The following is an 18334-nucleotide window of genomic DNA, read 5'->3' on the forward strand; positions in this document are numbered from 1 at the left end:
CATCTTAACAAGGCACATCGCGAGTAAATCTATGAAAATCGGCATTATTGGTGCAATGGAAGAAGAAGTTACGCTGCTGCGTGACAAAATTGAGAACCGTCAGACTCTCTCCCTCGGTGGCTGTGAGATCTACACCGGCCAGTTGAATGGCGTTGACGTCGCTCTGCTGAAATCAGGCATCGGTAAGGTTGCTGCTGCGCTGGGCGCGACCCTGCTGCTCGAACGCTGCAAGCCGGACGTTATCATTAACACCGGTTCTGCAGGCGGCCTGGCGTCGACGCTGAAAGTCGGTGATATCGTTGTTTCCGATGAAGCGCGTTACCACGATGCAGACGTTACCGCATTCGGCTACGAATACGGTCAGCTTCCGGGTTGCCCGGCCGGGTTTAAAGCCGATGACAAACTGATTGCGGCGGCTGAAAGCTGCATCGCTGAGCTGAACCTCAACGCGGTACGCGGCCTGATCGTCAGCGGTGATGCGTTCATCAATGGCTCCGTCGGCCTGGCGAAAATTCGTCATAACTTCCCTCAGGCCGTTGCCGTTGAGATGGAAGCGACCGCCATTGCTCACGTTTGCCATAACTTCAACGTTCCGTTCGTGGTGGTCCGCGCCATCTCCGACGTGGCAGACCAGCAGTCTCATATCAGCTTCGACGAGTTCCTGACCGTTGCGGCAAAACAGTCCACCGTGATGGTGGAGCGCCTGGTGCAGAAACTGGCTCGTGGGTAACCCATACATCAGGGCGCTGGTCGCCCTGCTTTTTCTCGCACCGGCATGGCTATTTGCCGCGCCGCGTGTGATTACGCTCTCTCCGGCAAACACCGAACTGGCCTTTGCCGCCGGGATCACGCCTGTCGGCGTGAGCAGCTTTTCGGATTACCCTCCGCAAGCGGCCCATATTGAACAGGTGGCGACCTGGCAAGGGATGAACATTGAGCGCATCGTGGCGCTTAAACCCGATCTCGTGCTCGCCTGGCGCGGCGGTAACGCCGAGCGGCAGGTCAACCAGCTCTCCTCGCTTGGGATCAAGGTGATGTGGATTGATGCGGTGAGCATTGAGCAGGTCGCTCAGGCACTGCGTTCTCTGGCCCCCTACAGCCCTACCCCAGCAAAAGCCGAGAATGCCGCGAAACAGATGCTCAGCGACTATGCCGCGCTGAAATCCCGCTACGATGTCCCCGTCAAAAAACGCATCTTCCTGCAGTTTGGCAGCCAGCCGCTGTTCACCACCGGGAAAGGATCCATTCAGAATCAGGTGCTGGAAATCTGCGGCGGCGAAAACATCTTTGCAGCCAGCCGGGTGCCGTGGCCTCAGGTCAGCCGGGAACAGGTGCTCGCACGCCAGCCACAGGCCATCGTGGTGGTCGGAAATGCGAGCGAGATTCCTAAAATTGAACAATTCTGGCAACGTCAGCTAAAAATACCGGTGATCCCCCTCACCAGTGACTGGTTTGAACGCGCCAGCCCGCGTATTATCCTCGCCGCAAAACAGCTCTGTGCCGCGCTGGCAGAGAGTCACTAACAACATACCCCGCTCGAGGATTTAACGATGCTCGTTTATTGGCTGGATATTCTTGGCACAGCCGTTTTTGCTATCTCCGGCGTTTTACTCGCCGGAAAACTGCGCATGGATCCGTTTGGCGTGCTGGTGCTGGGCGTGGTCACCGCCGTGGGTGGCGGGACGATACGTGATATGGCCCTGGCGAATGGCCCGGTATTTTGGGTAAAAGATCCAACCGATCTGGTGGTGGCGATGGTCACCTGTCTGTTGACCATCGTGTTGGTTCGCCAACCCCGCCGGTTACCGAAATGGATACTCCCGGTACTGGATGCCGTCGGTCTGGCCGTCTTTGTGGGCATCGGCGTCAATAAAGCCTTCAATGCGGGAACGGGCCCGATGGTGGCCATCTGCATGGGCGTGTTAACCGGGGTCGGCGGCGGGATTATTCGCGACATTCTGGCGCGTGAAGTTCCCATGATCCTGCGTACCGAAATCTATGCCACGGCGTGTATTATTGGTGGGATTGTTCACGCGACGGCGTATTACACCTTTGCGATGCCGCTAGAAAATGCAGCCATGCTGGGTATGGTGGTCACGCTGGGGATACGGTTAGCGGCGATACGCTGGCATCTGAAGCTGCCGACGTTTGCGCTGGATGATAATGCACGATAAGCGTTGTTTATAAGCCCGGTGGCGCTACGCTTACCGGGCTTACGACTGCATCCCTGTCAGATGCTGAACGAAGAGCCACATCCACAGGTACTTGTCGCGTTCGGATTAGTCACAACGAAGCGCGAACCTTCCAGGCCTTCAGTGTAATCCACCGAACCACCCACCAGGTACTGCAGGCTCATCGGGTCAACCACCAGCGCAACGCCCTGCTTCTCGATAGTCATATCGCCGTCGTTGACCTGATCGTCAAAGGTAAAACCATACTGGAAGCCGCTGCAGCCGCCACCGGTAATATAGACACGCAGTTTCAGATCCGGATTGTCCTCGTCGGCAATCAGGGTTTTCACTTTGTTGGCTGCTGCTTCGGTAAATTCCAGCGGCAACGCTACGTCATCACTCATCTTATGCTCCCATGAATACTGCTACTGCTATTGGGTAAAATTCACCCAATTCTTTATGTCATTATCTAATACCCTGGTAATTCATTCAAGTATTCTGCGTCGGCGCCCGCTCGGCCTCTTGTTTTGCCAGGGTACGGGCAAGAATGGTGGAGTATAGCGGTTTTCCACCCAGGAATTGGGCTAATAGTGTCGCGCCGAGACAGGTAATGATCATTGGCAAAATGAGCTGGTAATTATCCGTCATCTCCAGAACCAGCACGATGCCGGTCAACGGCGCGCGCAGAGACGCCGCCAGCAGCGCGCCCATTCCGGCAATAGCAAAGGTCCCGGCGTCCAGATGATAGGCCGGAAATCCGGCAGCAGCGACCATGCCAAACGCGGTTCCCAGAAGCGTACCCAGCGCCAGCATCGGGGCAAAAATACCGCCAGGCGCACCGGAGGAGAAGCACAATACGGTGGTAATCACCCGTGAAATAAACATGAACAGCAACAGACCAATGCTGAAATTACCCGCTGCGGCAATCGGTATCAGCCCGAAGCCACCGCCTGCGGCATTGGGCTCAATGAAGCCGAGCACGCCGCAGCCGCCGCCCAGCAGTCCGCCGATCAATACCCAGCGGGTGGTATTCCCACCGTGAATGCGCTGGAACATATCCTGAGCGCGTAAGATAAGCGTGTTAAACAGCGGGCCGACCACGCCAAAAATCATGCCGAGGATCAGGTACAGCCACAGCGTATTCACCGGCGCATTGGTCAGTTTCCCCACCTCAATCACCGCCCCTTCGCCATTAAAAATGCGAAAGACAATGCTCGACATAATGACGCCGGTGAATACCGCTTTTATCGAGATAAGGTTGTAGCGAAACTGTGCCCGCATCTCTTCAATAATGAACAGGATCCCCGCGAGCGGTGCGTTGAACGCCGCCGAAAGGCCGGCCGCCGCCCCCGTTGCCAGCAGCGTATGTCGCGCCTCCGCGCTGCGCATGCGAAACAGATCGCCGACCATGCGCCCAACGTTTCCGCCCAGCTGCACCGTTGGCCCTTCGCGCCCGAGCACCATGCCTGCACCGAGCGTTCCCATGCCACCGATAAATTTTACCGGGATGACGCGCCACCAGCGAACCGGCCTCAGCTCTTCCAGCGCGCCTTCTATTTCAGGGATCCCGGAACCGCCCGCTTCCGGCGCAAATTTACGAACCAGGAAATAGCCCACCATGGCGAACAGCGCTGATAAGCCAAAGGCCCACACCCATACCCATCCACCGCTATAGGCAAAACCCGCCACGGTTCCAATTCGCCAGTTCATTATCGCGTTAACCGCTTTTTCGAAGGCGATACCCACCAGCCCGGCAACTGCGCCGACCACGGCAGCAGCCAGCAGGATAGCCAGCGGCGTTTTATCACGATTAAGCAAGCGCCGGATGCTGATACGGTGCTGCGCACGTCTGAACTGCTGTTCAGTATAAGAATGAGTGTCTGCTTTCATTACCGTTTCTTTTCGTCATACAAATAACCGCAGGGATTTTACCAGAGTGCGTAATATCATCCCGTGAAAAATACTTAACAATTGTTTGGGCATGAAAGGGGGCAAAAATTTCATTACCTTCCGAGGATCACTTAGAATAGTGTGCTTAATCATTTTATACGAACCAGGAACGACGCCATGAGCAAGTCTGAAAACCTCTACAGTGCAGCCCGCGAGCTTATCCCAGGTGGCGTGAATTCGCCTGTTCGCGCCTTTACCGGCGTAGGCGGTACGCCGCTGTTTATCGAACGTGCTGACGGCGCGTATCTGTATGATGTCGATGGCAAAGCCTATATCGATTATGTCGGCTCCTGGGGTCCGATGGTGCTGGGTCACAACCATCCTGCTATCCGCAATGCGGTGATCGAAGCCGCCCAGCGCGGCCTGAGCTTCGGCGCGCCAACCGAGATGGAAGTGAAAATGGCGGAACTGGTCACCGAACTGGTCCCGACAATGGACATGGTGCGTATGGTGAACTCCGGTACCGAGGCCACCATGAGCGCGATCCGCCTGGCACGTGGCTTTACCGGCCGCGACAAGATCATCAAATTTGAAGGCTGCTACCACGGTCATGCGGACTGCCTGCTGGTAAAAGCCGGCTCCGGCGCGCTGACCCTCGGTCAGCCGAACTCACCGGGCGTACCGGCTGACTTTGCGAAGCATACCCTGACCTGCACCTATAACGATCTGAACACCGTTCGGGCAGCCTTCGAGCAGTATCCGCAGGAGATTGCCTGCATCATCGTTGAACCTGTCGCAGGCAACATGAACTGCATTCCTCCGCAGCCGGAGTTCCTGCCGGGTCTGCGCGCCCTGTGCGATGAGTTTGGCGCTCTGCTGATCATCGACGAAGTGATGACCGGCTTCCGCGTCGCGCTGGCGGGGGCACAGTCTTACTACGGCGTAGAGCCGGACCTGACGTGCCTTGGCAAAATCATCGGCGGCGGCATGCCTGTCGGTGCATTCGGGGGACGTAAAGAGGTGATGGAAGCGCTGGCGCCGACTGGCCCGGTCTACCAGGCGGGTACCCTTTCCGGCAACCCGATTGCGATGGCCGCAGGTTTCGCCTGTCTGACCGAAGTCGCGCAGCCGGGTATTCACGAAACCCTGACAGACCTGACAACTCAACTGGCCAACGGCCTGCTGGAGGCCGCGCAAGAAACCGGTATTCCTCTGGTGGTAAACCACGTTGGTGGGATGTTCGGGATTTTCTTCACCGATGCGACAACCGTGACCTGCTATCAGGATGTGGTGAAGTGTGACGTTGAACGCTTCAAGCGCTTCTTCCATCTGATGCTGGAAGAAGGCGTCTACCTGGCACCATCAGCGTTTGAAGCAGGCTTTATGTCCGTCGCGCACAGCGAAGACGATATCAATAAGACTATCGATGCTGCGCGCCGGGTCTTTGCGAAGTTGTAAGACAGAAACGATCTGCTGCCCTCTCCACCCGGAGAGGGCAATACCCCACCGCCCTTCTACCTGCTTTGCTTTCTCAACAAATAGATAAAGTACGGCGCCCCGATAAACGTCGACAGCAACCCGGCAGGTATCTGGTACGGGAAGAGCACCATCCGCCCCAGCCAGTCAGCAACCACCAGTATTACGCCCCCCGTCAGCGCCGACATCACAATGTGCGGGATCGTGCGACGAAAGCCCATCATTCTGGCAATGTGCGGCGCCATTAAGCCGACAAAGCTCAGCGGGCCGATGGTCATGGTGGCCGTTGCCGTGAGGCATGCGGCCAGCAGCAGTAACCCGATACGGGACGGCGCCAGGGCCATCCCCACCGCACGCGCGGTCTCGCCGCCCAGCGGCAGAATGGTCATCCAGCGACGACACAGCGGCACCATCGCCAGCAATACGATCATTGCAATCCCGGAATGCACGACCTGGCTGCCGGTGGCGCTGTACGTTGAACCGGAGATCCAGGTCAGGATCTTGGCCATACGCGGATCGCCACTCGCCTGCAGCATCATCAGCAGCATAGTAAATGCCGTGCTGAGCGCCATCCCGGCAAGCAGCATTCGGTGAGGGGAAAACCCGCCACGCCCGGAGGCAATGAGGATGATCAGCAGCGTCACCGCCGCGCCAACGCTCCCGGCAGGCATCAACCAGCCGAAGGCATTTCCCGGCACCAGGAACAGCATCAGGACCACGCCAAAGGCGGCACCAGAACTGATACCCAGAACCTCCGGGCTGGCCATCGGATTACCGGTCAGACGCTGGATAATACAGCCCGCCACCGCCAGCATGACTCCGGCGATTAACGCCGAGAGAATGCGCGGCCAGCGCCACTGCATGAGTTCGTTAAGCAGATCCCCAGACGCCCAGTGCCAGCCCACCGCATCGCGTCCGAAAGCGAGCGCGGCAAATGAGATAACAATCAGCACTGCCAGCCCGGCAAGGCTGAACCCCAGCACTGACTGGCGCTCAGCATAGACCTTATCGCCAGCATCCATCGCTGGCGCGCTGATACTGCGCAGACGCGGCAGCAGCCACAGCAGCAGCGGTGCACCGATAAGCGCCGTCATCGAACCGGTAGACACTTCCATCCAGACGCGTGCCAGCCAGAGAATGATTTGATCGGAAAGCCAGAGGATCAACGCGCCAATCAGCGGGGCTAAGATCAGGCGCGCCAGCAGGCGGCGCGCACCGAGCATTTTTGCCAGCAGCGGCGCAAACAGTCCGATAAACCCGATGATGCCTACCGCATTAACCAGCAGGGCACTGAGCACAATTGCCAGCGTCAGCGCCCCCAGACGGGCCAGCGACAGCGCCAGCCCCAGATTACGCGCCACGCCATCATCAAGACCCATTAACGTCAGCGGGCGCAAGAGCAGCAGCGTCAACACGACGCCACCGGCGAGCTGCGGCCACAGACGCTGCACGACGCTCCAGTCGGTCTGGGTGAGCGTACCGGTGCTCCAGAGGAACATGCTTTGCAGCTGATCGTGATGGAACAGCACCAGCAGCTGATTAATCGCGCCGCAGTACAGGCTCACCACCAGCCCCGCAAGAATAAGCGTGACGGGGGAGAGACGTTTGCCCCAGGCGACGCCGAATACCAGCGCGCCCACTACACACGCACCGGCGAGGGCAGCAAACTGCGAGGTCAATGCCCCAGGCAACGCCCAGAGTGTGGTAATCGTGATCCCAAGCTGTGCCCCGGTCGCCACGCCAAGCGTCGTCGGCTCGGCCAGTGGGTTACGCAGTACCTGCTGGAATAAAACGCCCACCAGCCCTAATCCCGCCCCGACCAGCAGCGAAATCGATAGGCGCGGCAGCAGACTGTAGTGGAACAGCATTTGCTGAATATTATCGATATCTGGCGCGACCAGCGCCCCACGCCACTGGTCGCGCGGTAAGGCCGTCGACAGATTGAACCAGGTCAATGCCAGCGCGCACAGGAAAATGAGGCAAAGCAACAGTGCCGGGAAACGGGCAATACGCGTACTCATGCCTGGCCTCCCAGCGCGTTGTCCAGCACGCGGGCAAAGTGCATGGCAGAAAGCGTCGCGCCGTAGAACCATACCGCAGGTGCGCGCAGGAACCGTTTTTCACGCACAAACGGCATTGCCTGCCAGAGCGGCGTCGCCATCAGGGTTTGCATCTCCCGCTCGTTGCCGTGGTCAAAGCACAACACATCCACATCGCGAAATGCCGCAAGACGGTCAATCCCCACGGCGGTGCTGCCCCAGAAGGTCATCTCCCCTTCCCAGGCATTACGAATACCAAAACTGTCGAGCACGTCCTGGAACAGGCAGTTTTTCCCAAAGATCAGCATATGGCGGGCATCCAGCAGCGTCACCATCAGCAGCGGGCGATCGCCCCGGTGAGCAAAACGCGGCTTCAGGGCGTTAATCAGGGCATCAAAATCGTCGAGATGTTTTTTGGCCTCAACCTCACGGTTAAGGAACAGTGCCATCTCGTGGAGGGAGTTTTTCGCCATCGCCAGCGGATTTTTACCGTCGCTGAAGGAGAAACCACGGCCGGGCGCAATCCGTGCCATTGTCTCTTCTGACGGGCCGTAACCTGCAGACCAGAACAGGAATGACGGCTTCATCTGGGTGAGCAGTTCGAGATTTGGCTCGGTGCGCAGGCCGATGTCGATTACCGAGTCCGGTAGCCTCGGCTCATTCACCCATAGCCTGTAGTTGGGAATATCCGCCACACCATAGGGCGTAACGCCCAGCGCCATCATCAGCTCTACCGGCAACCATTCCAGCGCCACAATGCGGTGTGGATCGACCGCAGCCGCACGCGCGGTATTCATTTTTAACAGCAGCGGTGAAAGCGCCATTGCCGTCAGCAGACGACGGCGACTCATCAACATAGAATCCAGCATCAGTACACAAAGCTCACCGGTGCAGCCCCGGCAGGGTGAGGCAAAATCCCCATTGGAATACCGTAAATGTGTTCCAGCGTTTCACTGCGCATCAGTTCAGACGGCGTCCCCTGGGCGATCATCTCACCGCCGCGCAGGGCAACGAGGTAATCGCAGTAACGCGCGGCCATGTTGATATCATGCAGGACCGCGATAACCGTCAGACCGCGCTGCTGGCTTAAACGATGCACCAGCGCAAGCACGTCGACCTGATGGGCAATGTCCAGCGCAGAGGTCGGTTCGTCGAGCAGCAGGCAGCGGCTGTCCTGGGCCACCAGCATTGCTATCCACGCGCGCTGACGCTCCCCTCCTGACAGGCTGTCTACCAGACGGTGGGCCAGTGGTTTTAGCCCCACCAGCGCAATCGCCTCTTCCACTTTCTCTCTGTCGGCCACGCCGAAACGGCCAAGCGCGCCGTGCCACGGATAACGCCCAATCGCCACCAGTTCACGCACGGTCATCCCCTCCGCCTGCGGCAACTGCTGCGGCAGATACGCCACTTTGCGGGCAAAGGCTTTACTGCTCCAGCTCTCCAGCGGCTGACCGTCCAGCAGGATATCGCCTTCTGACGGCGGCTGATGGCGGCCAAGCATTTTGAGCAGCGTTGATTTACCAGAGCCGTTGTGACCAATCAGGCCTGTCACTTTACCTGCCGGGAAGGTCAAAGAGAGCGGATGCAGCAGGGTGCGTCCGGGCACGCGAAAGGAGAGATTATTAAGCGTGAAGGTGGTGTCGGATTGCGTTTGATTATCCTGCATATCGGCCAACTTAAATAAAAAGGGCACGGCGAACCGTGCCCGAAGAGAGATTAGAAGCGGAAGGTCGCGGTGGCGACAACCTGACGTTCAGCACCCCAGTAGCATGCATAATCCTTGTAGCAGCTGGAGACATATTCCCGATCGAACAGGTTATTCACGTTCACCGCCACAGATGACCCCGGCAGACCCAGACGGGCCAGATCGTATTTCACCATCGCATCGGCAAGGGTGTAGCTCGCGACGTTAAACGGCTGATCTTTTTTGTCGCCGCTTGAGTAGTAGCTCACCGTGTTACCGATGTAACGGGTACCGGCACCAATCGTCAGGCCGCTTAAGGCCGTGTCGGTGAAGGTGTAATCTGCCCACAATGACGCCTGATTACGCGGCACTTCCGCCGGACGTTTACCTTCAAAGGTGCTGTCATGGGTGTACTCAGCATCAATAAAGCTGTACGCCGCGGTCACGTTGATATTGGCGTTAACCGCTGCCTTCGCTTCCAGTTCGAAACCGCGAGAACGGATCTCACCGGTCTGGATACTGTGAGTATTCGTTGGATCGTTCGGATCCGCCGTCAGGTTCTTATCTTTCGTCAGCTGGAACAGCGACGCGGTGACCACAACCGGCAGGTCTTTCGGCGCGTATTTCACACCCGTTTCATACTGCTTACCGCGGGAGGGGTCGAACGGTGTGCCGTTACGATCGGCGCCCGATACCGGCTCAAACGACTCGCTGTAGCTGAAGTAAGGCGAGATACCGTTATCAAAGAGATAGTTAATCCCCCCGCGCCAGGTGAAAGCCTGGTCGTGGTTTTCAGCCAGCGAATCGGCCGTACCGCGCGTCAGCGTTGAGGCCATCACGTAGTCGTAGCGTCCGCCCAGCGTCAGCACCCACTTATCCCACTCCGCCTGATCCTGAGCATAGAGCCCGGTCTGTTCATTACGGTTAACGACGGAATAGTTAGACCATGGCAGGTTGGTGTTGATATTCGCGTTGCCGTAATCCGGGTTCTGGATATCAATAGGGTCGGCGGAACCGTACAGCGCATTGATATCATTACGCATACGCGAGTAATCAACGCCCGTCAGCAACGTGTGGTCTACGGCGCCCGTCGCGAATGTCGACTGCAGCTGAGTATCCACGGTAAACATATTCAGATCTTCATCTGAACGCACGTAAGCGCGGTTAATCTTGCCAGGCTCAGCGTAGCCATTGCCGTAAACAGAGCGGTAGAGCGTATGAACTTTTGCGTAACGCAGATTCTGACGCACGGTGAACGTGTCATCAAACTGATGCGAGAAGCTGTAACCAATCAACTGCTGGCGACGAGCCATCTTATTATCCGCTTCACCTTCGTTGAAATCGGTTGGGATCTTATGCTCATTGCCGTTTGCGTCACGGTATGGCACTACCGTCCCTTCCCGTGGCAACCAGCCGTAGTAGCCCGCTTCCGGATCGTTCTGGAAATTGCTCAGGAAGGTGAAATCGGTTTTGTCATCCGGACGCCAGCTAAAGGAGGGCGCAACCGCATAGCGGGTTGATTTTGACATCTCCTGCTGTGCGTTCTGACTACTGCCAAGACCGGTCAGGCGGTACGACCACACGCCATCTTCATCGATTGCATCACTGAAATCGAAGCCCGTTTGCCACAGGTTATTGGTCCCCATTTTAAACTGGACTTCTTTCAGCGGCTCGGTCAGTGGGCGTTTGCTCACCATACTGACGATACCGCCTGGATTGCTGTTGCCGTAGAGCACAGACGTAGGTCCGCGCATCACTTCTACGCGCTCAAGGAAGTACGGATCCATGGAAGCTTCGGAGTAGTTATTCCCCATCAGCTTCATGCCATCGAGATACTGGTTGGTGTTTACCGTCGAAGGCGCGGTAAAACCACGAATTGAGACCACATCATAGGTGGTGGAACTGCCGCGGGTCGCAAACACGCTCGGCGTATAGCCCAGCGCCTCTTTGACGGTCGCTGGCTGGCGGCGTTCCATTTCATCACGCGTTACCACGGAAATAGACTGCGGGGTCTTTTCAATCGCGGTATCGGTTTTGGTCGCCGTTGCCGTGCGTTTTGCTGCGATCGTTGGCGCAGGCCCCCACGGACTTTCCTGGGCGGCAGGCGCGGCAGTGACGGTGATGGTTTCTTCTTTTTTCTGGGTTTCAGCCGCATGTGCATACGTAGACATGCCGGCAACCGCTGTGGCTACGACGACCGCGATTTTTCGCAGCGACGTGTGAATTGGCTGAGCAGTATTGGAAAGCGCCATGTTTATCTCTGATGGAAAAGTGAATGATAACGTAAACGAGAATTATTATTATGACCGCAGAATAATATGCGAAACGCTGGCTGCATAGCAAGCAGTAAGCAGCCCTACGAGAATTAAGGGTTTAAGAAATAAACAAGAGAAAACGAAGGGTTAATCAGAATGAAAACGAGGGTTAAGGAAATGGAAAGTACAGGTAAAAAAATCCCCCCTTTCGGGGGGATGTGAAGCGTTAGTTACCGCCGAACATATCTTTAATCCAGCCCGCGACACCGTCGCTGTCTTTTTTCTCATTCTGCTGCTGCGGCTGTTGTTGCGGCTGCTGCTGAGGCTGAGAAGACTGCTCGAACGGATTACCCGTCGGTTGCTCTGGCTGGCTTTGCTGGCACAGCGAATCCGGGTTGGTGGTCCAGACAGGCAAGGTACGCATACCGCCGCCACAGACAAAGTTACCGGAACCGTCCACGCCCATATCGACGATATCTTCCGGCGCCACCAGATTCAGCGGTACCGGAGACTGATTCGCCAGATAGCGCTGGTAAATCGACATCGCCCCGCTTGCACCGTACAGTTTGGTTGGCTGGTTGTTATCGCGGCCTACCCAGGTGATCACCACTTCACGGCCATCGATACCGGCGAACCAGGTATCCACGTTGTTGTTGGTGGTCCCGGTTTTACCTGCCAGATGCAGGCCCGGATACTTCGCACCCAGTTGACGTCCGGTCCCCCGCTGCACAACCTGCTGCATCGTCCACAACGTCATATAGGCCGCCTGCGCTGGCACGGCACGTTCCGCTTGCGGGAAGCTCTGATACAACACGGAGCCGTCCTCAGCAATCACTGAACGCAGAGCAGAGAGCTGTGCACGGTTACCCCCGCTGGCAATGGTCTGGAACGCCTGAGCCACTTCGATCGGCGTCAGGTTAAGCGCCCCCAGGATCATCGCCGGAACAGGATGGAGCTGATCTTTCGGCACACCCAGTTTCTGCCAGGTGTCGACAATCGCCGGCAGACCGAGCGCCATACCCAGGTTCACCGTTGGCACGTTCATCGAGCGGGTCAACGCATCCACCAGCATGACCTGGCCGCTGAACTGTTTATCGTCGTTCTGCGGAGACCATACCTGGCCGTTAGGCTGGCGCAGGGAAATCGGCGCATCGGCAATCCAGGTATTCAGGCGATACTGGTTAGGCTGACTCAGGGCGGTAAGATAGGTTGCCGGTTTTGCCAGTGAACCAATCGAACGTCGCGCCTGCATTGCACGGTTGTAGCCTGCGAACTGCGGCTCAGCACCGCCCACCATGGCGCGAACTTCGCCGGTGTTACGGTCAACCACCACCATCGCGGTTTCAAGATCGCTCAGCTTACGCTGTTTCTTCAGCGCCGGGATGCCTTCCACCGCAGCTTTTTCAGCGGCTTCCTGCGCCACGGAATCGAAGGTGGTAAAGATCTTCACGCCGGAGAGATCTTTCACCTTATCACCGAGCTTGCTTTGCAGCTCCTGACGCACCAGCTGCATAAACGCAGGCTGAGGCGAGATCACGCCACCGCGCGGCTGAACGCCGAGTGGACGTGCGCTCAGCATGTCGTACAGCTCCTGGTCAATCACCTGCTGTTGTTGCAGCAGACGCAGCACCAGGTTACGACGTTCCAGCGCCAGTTTCGGGTTACGCCACGGGTTATAAATGGACGCCCCTTTCACCATGCCCACCAGCAGCGCCTGCTGGTCAAGACTCAGCTCTTCCACCGGACGACCAAAGTAGTACAGACTTGCCAGCGGGAAGCCGCGGATTTCGTTATCCCCGCTCTGACCGAGGTACACCTCGTTCATGTACAGCTCAAGAATACGATCCTTGCTGTAACGCGCATCCATCAGTACGGCCATGTACGCTTCGTTGGCTTTACGCCAGTAAGAGCGCTCACTGGAGAGGAACAGGTTCTTCACCAGCTGCTGGGTCAGCGTACTCGCCCCCTGTACCGTCCGTCCGGCGGTCAGGTTAGCCAGCACCGCACGGCCAATTGAGTAAAGGCTGATGCCATCATGCTCATAGAAGTGACGGTCTTCGGTTGCCAGCAGGGTATCAACCAGCAGGTCCGGGAAGCCGTTACGGGCAACGAACAGACGTTGTTCGCCGTTCGCCGACGAGAGCATGGTGATCAGACGCGGATCGAGACGGAAGAAACCGAACTGACGGTTGTTATCCATGTTCTCGATGGTATCCAGACGATCGCCGTCAAAGGTCAGACGCGCACGCACCTGGCCCTCTTTGCTGTCCGGGAAATCAAACGGACGGCGGATCATCTCAATGCTTTTCGCCTGCACGGTAAATTCGCCAGGACGCGTCATTTTCGACACCTGACGATACTGGGTGGCTTCCAGCAGTTTCACCATCTCGTTCTTGCTGATGGACATATCTGGCTCAAGGTTCACCATGCGGCCATACACCGCCGCAGGCAGTTGCCAGACTTTTCCGTCGATACGGCTACGGATCTTCTGATCCAGATAGACGCCGTAAATCGCCATCAGCACAACAAATACAATGAACAGCTTCAGCAGCAGCCAGAACCAGCCGCGCTTGCCCCGAGGCTTACGCCCTTTGCCTTTCCCTTTACGCGGCATCGGTTCTTCATCCTCATAATCGTCTTCATAGTCATCGTCATAATCCTCATCTCTGAGGCGACGACGGCTTACCTTTTCTTTCGCCGGACGCGTTGGTTTTCCCTTACGTCCTATTGGCTCGCGGTCATTCCCCGCCATGCTTTTTCTCCGCAACTTTCAGGCGCAAGGGCCCGATTCTCTTTTCTTCCACTGGCCTGTGAAAGAAGAAATCTCTCAAAGTAAACAGCAAGACCTTCCAGACAGGAACGTCTTTAGTATTTTCTCCCGCACCCTGCGGGTGAGGGCATCAAGCCGCACGTTCCCAGCCACCCCCGTCACGAATACTTCTTCGTCCGTCGTGTCGGTGCCGTATTTGCCGGATCGTCCGGCCAGACATGTTTGGGATACCGCCCCTTCATCTCTTTTTGCACGTCACGGTAGCTCCCCGCCCAGAATGCCCCCAGGTCGCGGGTAATCTGTAACGGGCGATGGGCTGGCGACAACAGCTCCAGCACCAGAGAGACGCGCCCTTGCGCCACAGAAGGCGTGGTGGCCTCTCCAAACATTTCCTGCATACGTACCGCCAGCGCCGGAGGATTATCCTCGTGATAACGAATGGCAATCCGGCTTCCGGTCGGCACAGTGTAATGCCCTGGCAGTTCACTATCCAGACGTTGACGTAATGACCAGTCCAGTAAATTCTGTAACGCGACCTTAACATCAAGCGCTTTTAGCGCACGCAGCGAGTGTACACCGTGCATTTGCGGCAGCAGCCAGCGTTCCAGCGAGCCCAGCAATGTCTCATCATCGACCGCGGGCCAGTCATACTCCGGTAGCCAGCGCGCGGCACAGTGCAGACGAATACGGTACTGTTCCGCCTCTGGCGTCCAGTTCAACACCCCTAACCCTTTGTCCCGGATGCCGTTCAGCATGGCCAGATGCAGTACCTCTTCCGACGGTTTTGCCAGCGGCGTGGTGCCGAGGATCAGTTTACCTGTCTGGCTGCGACGAAACGCCTTCAGCGTGCCCTGAGCCTCATCCCATTCCACGGTATCGGATTGCTGGACCAACTGCGGACAGGCACGCGTCAGGGCGTCAATATCCACCGCGATAGCCTGTAAAATACGCGCGTCCGGGGAGTGGCTACCCTGTAACAGTAACGGCGCAATCAGCCATTCGTGACGCGTCATGGCGTCATCGCTGTCCAGCATCGCACCCATGCCATTGGCCAGTTGATATCGCCCGTCCAGACCGCGACGACGTGCGATCCTGTCGGGAAACGCCTGCGCTAACAGAGGCGCGATAGCCGCGCTGTCTGGCGACCCGGCTTTGCCGTTAAGTCGCCGGCAAAGCTGCTGCGCCCGCTGCTGCCAGTTCCCCTGATTGCGGGAAAAGGCCTGCGCCAGATCGCTGCTGCCACCGCGTGGTGGCTCCTCAAGAATAGCTGCCAGTTTCGCCGCCGTAGCAATTTCATCTTCCCCCTGCGCGGCCACCAGCATCGCCGCCAGGCGAGGGTCATTGCCCAGCGCGGCCATTTTTTGCCCGCGGGATGACAATCGCTCACCATCAAGCGCCCCCAGGCGGTTCAGTAAGGTCCGGGCAGCAGCAAGGTTCGCGGCGGGTGGAGGATTAAGCCAGGTTAGCTGTGCCGGATCCGGGCATCCCCACTGCAGAAGATCCATCACCAGCCCCGCCAGATCGCTGTGTAAAATTTCCGGCGTGCTTTGCTGTGCAGCGCGCTCAGCCTGCTCCGCGCTGGTCAAATGCAGGCAGATACCGGGCTCAAGACGTCCCGCACGGCCTGCTCGCTGAACCATCGACGCCTGGCTTATGCGCTGCGTCAGCAGTTTAGTCAGCCCGGTGCGCGCGTCAAAGCTCGCCACCCTCTCCTGCGCACTGTCCACCACCAGGCGAATGCCTTCTATGGTTAAACTGGTTTCGGCAATATTGGTTGCCAGCACCACCTTACGCTGCCCCGCGGGCGCGGGCAGGATTGCTTTACGCTGATCCGCCAGCGAAAGCGCGCCGTAGAGCGGGCAAAGCAGCACCTCACTTCCCACCCGGGAAGCCAGTTGGTCCTGCACGCGCTGGATCTCGCCTACGCCTGGCAAAAACAGCAATAGCGATCCCGATTCCTGGCGGAGCAATTCGGCGGTTGCGATGGCTACCGCGTCGTCAAAACGCTGATGGGCAGGCAATGGTTGATAGCGACGCTCAACGGGAAATGCTCTGCCTTCGGAGGCGATAACCGGCGCGTCGGGCAACGTCTGCTGCAGTCGCTCGTTATCCAGCGTAGCGGACATGATAAGCAACCGGAGGTCGTCGCGTAGCCCTTGCTGAACATCAAGTAACAGCGCCAGTGCCAGATCTGCCTGCAGGCTACGCTCGTGGAATTCATCCAGAATCACCAGCCCGACGCCGTTTAACTCCGGATCGTTTTGCAGCATGCGGGTCAGGATCCCTTCGGTCACCACCTCAAGGCGCGTGGACGGGCCAACGCAGGTTTCGGCGCGCATACGGTAACCCACCGTCTCGCCCGGCTTTTCACCAAGCAGTTCCGCCAGGCGCTGCGCCACGTTCCGTGCGGCCAGCCTGCGCGGCTCCAGCAGGATAATTTTCCCGCGGACAGTGCCCTCTTTGAGGATCTGCAGCGGCAGCCAGGTGGATTTACCTGCGCCCGTCGGGGCGTTAAGTAAAACCTGCGGGGCATGGTGTAAGGCAGCAAGAAGCTCAGGAAGGACGACGGCGACCGGCAATGAGGACACTAACAGCTCCAGAGGGTTAACATTAGTCGGCGTACATTGTAGCATCGGCGCATACCATTACCGAGTCCCCTGTATGTCTGAGTCGAAACGGCTGTTTTTTGCCATAGAATTGCCCTCCACGCTGCAGCGAAAAATCGTTCGCTGGCGAGCCAGCCATTTTCCCCAGGACGCAGGGCGTCCGATCGCGGCGGCAAACCTGCACCTGACGCTGGCCTTTCTGGGCGACGTCAGCGCCGAAAAACAGCGCGCGCTGGCAGCAATGGCTGGCCGCATTTCTCAGCCGGCGTTTACGCTGCACCTCGACGACGCGGGCCAGTGGCTGCGCTCACGTGTGGTCTGGCTGGGCACGCGCCAGCCGCCCCGCGGGCTTTTACAGCTTGCCAGTATGTTGCGCGCCCAGGCGGCTCGCAGCGGGTGTTACCAGAGTCCGCAGCCGTTTCATCCGCATATCACCCTGCTGCGCGATGCCGGTCAGGCCGTTGCCATTCCGCCACCCGGCTTTCACTGGGACGTTGAGGTCAATACCTTCGCGCTTTACGAATCGGTCTTTACCCAAGGACGCACCCGTTACACGCCGCTACAGCGCTGGTCGCTGGGCGATACCCTAAGGAATTCTGATGAAGTTTAGTCCTGCCCTGCAGCACGCCACGCTGGTTCAACGCTATAAACGCTTTCTCGCTGACGTGATCACCCCCGAAGGTGAACAGCTCACGCTGCACTGCCCGAACACCGGTGCCATGACCGGCTGTGCGACGCCGGGTGACACGGTCTGGTATTCCACTTCAGAAAATACTAAACGCAAATATGCCCATACCTGGGAAATGACCGAGACGCAAAACGGGGCATTTATTTGCGTGAATACCCTGCGCGCCAATCAATTAGTTAAGGAAGCATTGACCCTTGGCACCCTGCCCGAACTGGTGGGGTATGGCACGCACAAAAGTGAAGTTAAATATGGCGATGAAAGCAGCAGAATTGACTTCATGTTACAGGCGGAAGACCGGCCCGAGTGCTATATTGAAGTAAAATCAGTGACGTTAGCGGAACAGGAAAACGGCTACTTCCCGGATGCGGTCACGCTACGGGGGCAGAAGCATCTGCGGGAGCTGATGAGTGTTGCGGCGGCGGGCAAACGCGCCGTATTGCTGTTTGCGGTTTTACATTCAGCCATTGAACGATTTTCTCCAGCCCGCCATATTGATCTCAAATACGCGCAATTGTTGAATGAGGCACAAAAGCAGGGGGTGGAGGTTTTGGCTTATAAAGCGGAACTTTCTGCCGATAATATGACTCTGAGATCCTCTCTTCCCATTGTCTTATAAGGGATTAGACGATTGACTATTAAGTGTTCTGGCCGCGTGCGCAAATACGCTTTTCCTCACAGGCTTGTCAAGTGTTACGTTTAGATAATTGCCATACGGAAAAGCATCTGCTATTTATAGCGACCTGATTTTTCCCCCA

14 protein-coding genes are annotated in these 18334 nt (G+C 57.5%); 6 read left to right on the top strand and 8 right to left on the bottom strand.

What is annotated here, in order from left to right:
* Positions 1–31: 31 nt before the first annotated feature.
* The 3 genes from mtnN to QE396_RS12840 are packed head-to-tail and all read left to right on the top strand — an operon-like array spanning position 32 to position 2174.
* Entirely contained in the window at positions 32–730 is a 699-nt protein-coding gene (mtnN, locus tag QE396_RS12830) for a 5'-methylthioadenosine/S-adenosylhomocysteine nucleosidase (protein ID WP_014168692.1), read from the top strand.
* Positions 723–1523 carry a vitamin B12 ABC transporter substrate-binding protein BtuF gene (gene btuF, locus QE396_RS12835; RefSeq protein ID WP_020882611.1) on the top strand — a complete coding sequence of 267 codons (801 nt, stop codon included), beginning with the start codon at positions 723–725 and terminating at the stop codon, positions 1521–1523. Before mtnN ends, btuF begins: the two co-directional genes overlap by 8 nt.
* A gap of 27 nt (positions 1524–1550) precedes the next feature.
* Positions 1551–2174, top strand: a complete 624-nt coding sequence (locus tag QE396_RS12840) for a TRIC cation channel family protein (protein WP_014168690.1) — start codon at positions 1551–1553, stop codon at positions 2172–2174.
* A gap of 56 nt (positions 2175–2230) precedes the next feature.
* On the opposite strand, the gene erpA is transcribed toward QE396_RS12840, so the two are convergent.
* Both erpA and clcA read right to left on the bottom strand, forming a co-directional pair.
* Positions 2231–2575 (bottom strand): iron-sulfur cluster insertion protein ErpA, encoded by a 345-nt coding sequence (gene erpA / locus QE396_RS12845; RefSeq protein ID WP_013095643.1) that lies wholly within the window; start codon positions 2573–2575, stop codon positions 2231–2233.
* An 85-nt stretch (positions 2576–2660) separates the two neighbouring features.
* Positions 2661–4061, bottom strand: a complete 1401-nt coding sequence (gene clcA, locus QE396_RS12850) for a H(+)/Cl(-) exchange transporter ClcA (protein ID WP_020882610.1) — start codon at positions 4059–4061, stop codon at positions 2661–2663.
* 177 nt (positions 4062–4238) lie between these two features.
* Here clcA and hemL point away from each other — a divergent pair, with 177 nt between their 5' ends.
* Complete coding sequence (gene hemL, locus QE396_RS12855; protein WP_020882609.1) at positions 4239–5519, top strand: glutamate-1-semialdehyde 2,1-aminomutase; 1281 nt, start codon at positions 4239–4241, stop codon at positions 5517–5519.
* 56 nt (positions 5520–5575) lie between these two features.
* Here hemL and fhuB read toward each other — a convergent pair whose 3' ends face one another.
* The 6 genes from fhuB to hrpB form a co-directional block, all read right to left on the bottom strand.
* The gene (gene fhuB / locus QE396_RS12860) at positions 5576–7558 is read right to left on the bottom strand and encodes a Fe(3+)-hydroxamate ABC transporter permease FhuB (RefSeq protein WP_020882608.1); all 1983 of its coding nucleotides are present in this window, start codon (positions 7556–7558) and stop codon (positions 5576–5578) included.
* Complete coding sequence (gene fhuD, locus QE396_RS12865; protein ID WP_020882607.1) at positions 7555–8445, bottom strand: Fe(3+)-hydroxamate ABC transporter substrate-binding protein FhuD; 891 nt, start codon at positions 8443–8445, stop codon at positions 7555–7557. Before fhuD ends, fhuB begins: the two co-directional genes overlap by 4 nt.
* Entirely contained in the window at positions 8445–9242 is a 798-nt protein-coding gene (gene fhuC, locus QE396_RS12870; RefSeq protein WP_020882606.1) for a Fe3+-hydroxamate ABC transporter ATP-binding protein FhuC, read from the bottom strand. The genes fhuD and fhuC overlap by 1 nt, the downstream gene beginning before the upstream one ends.
* A 50-nt stretch (positions 9243–9292) precedes the next feature.
* Positions 9293–11512 (bottom strand): ferrichrome porin FhuA, encoded by a 2220-nt coding sequence (gene fhuA, locus QE396_RS12875; protein ID WP_020882605.1) that lies wholly within the window; start codon positions 11510–11512, stop codon positions 9293–9295.
* A 229-nt stretch (positions 11513–11741) separates the two neighbouring features.
* Positions 11742–14267, bottom strand: a complete 2526-nt coding sequence (gene mrcB / locus QE396_RS12880) for a bifunctional glycosyl transferase/transpeptidase (RefSeq protein WP_020882604.1) — start codon at positions 14265–14267, stop codon at positions 11742–11744.
* 176 nt (positions 14268–14443) lie between these two features.
* Positions 14444–16873, bottom strand: a complete 2430-nt coding sequence (gene hrpB / locus QE396_RS12885; protein ID WP_020882603.1) for an ATP-dependent helicase HrpB — start codon at positions 16871–16873, stop codon at positions 14444–14446.
* Between the two features lie 73 nt (positions 16874–16946).
* On the opposite strand from hrpB, the gene thpR reads away from it, so the two are divergent.
* Together thpR and sfsA are read left to right on the top strand one after the other, a co-directional pair.
* Entirely contained in the window at positions 16947–17501 is a 555-nt protein-coding gene (thpR, locus tag QE396_RS12890; RefSeq protein WP_014168680.1) for an RNA 2',3'-cyclic phosphodiesterase, read from the top strand.
* On the top strand, positions 17491–18195 hold the full coding sequence (gene sfsA / locus QE396_RS12895; protein WP_014168679.1) for a DNA/RNA nuclease SfsA: 705 nt from the start codon (positions 17491–17493) through the stop codon (positions 18193–18195). Before thpR ends, sfsA begins: the two co-directional genes overlap by 11 nt.
* Positions 18196–18334: the final 139 nt, after the last annotated feature.

It is taken from the genome of Enterobacter sp. SORGH_AS_0287 (genome assembly GCF_031453695.1).
Taxonomy (GTDB): domain Bacteria; phylum Pseudomonadota; class Gammaproteobacteria; order Enterobacterales; family Enterobacteriaceae; genus Enterobacter; species Enterobacter ludwigii.

What these genes read in the sequence shown, in the direction of transcription:
- fhuD (WP_020882607.1), bottom strand. Translation starts at nt 8,445, where the DNA reads ATGCTGGATTCTATGTTGATGAGTCGCCGTCGTCTGCTGACGGCAATG.
- thpR (WP_014168680.1), top strand. Translation starts at nt 16,947, where the DNA reads ATGTCTGAGTCGAAACGGCTGTTTTTTGCCATAGAATTGCCCTCCACG.
- QE396_RS12840 (WP_014168690.1), top strand. Translation starts at nt 1,551, where the DNA reads ATGCTCGTTTATTGGCTGGATATTCTTGGCACAGCCGTTTTTGCTATC.
- fhuC (WP_020882606.1), bottom strand. Translation starts at nt 9,242, where the DNA reads ATGCAGGATAATCAAACGCAATCCGACACCACCTTCACGCTTAATAAT.
- erpA (WP_013095643.1), bottom strand. Translation starts at nt 2,575, where the DNA reads ATGAGTGATGACGTAGCGTTGCCGCTGGAATTTACCGAAGCAGCAGCC.
- fhuB (WP_020882608.1), bottom strand. Translation starts at nt 7,558, where the DNA reads ATGAGTACGCGTATTGCCCGTTTCCCGGCACTGTTGCTTTGCCTCATT.
- mtnN (WP_014168692.1), top strand. Translation starts at nt 32, where the DNA reads ATGAAAATCGGCATTATTGGTGCAATGGAAGAAGAAGTTACGCTGCTG.
- sfsA (WP_014168679.1), top strand. Translation starts at nt 17,491, where the DNA reads ATGAAGTTTAGTCCTGCCCTGCAGCACGCCACGCTGGTTCAACGCTAT.
- fhuA (WP_020882605.1), bottom strand. Translation starts at nt 11,512, where the DNA reads ATGGCGCTTTCCAATACTGCTCAGCCAATTCACACGTCGCTGCGAAAA.
- mrcB (WP_020882604.1), bottom strand. Translation starts at nt 14,267, where the DNA reads ATGGCGGGGAATGACCGCGAGCCAATAGGACGTAAGGGAAAACCAACG.
- hemL (WP_020882609.1), top strand. Translation starts at nt 4,239, where the DNA reads ATGAGCAAGTCTGAAAACCTCTACAGTGCAGCCCGCGAGCTTATCCCA.
- clcA (WP_020882610.1), bottom strand. Translation starts at nt 4,061, where the DNA reads ATGAAAGCAGACACTCATTCTTATACTGAACAGCAGTTCAGACGTGCG.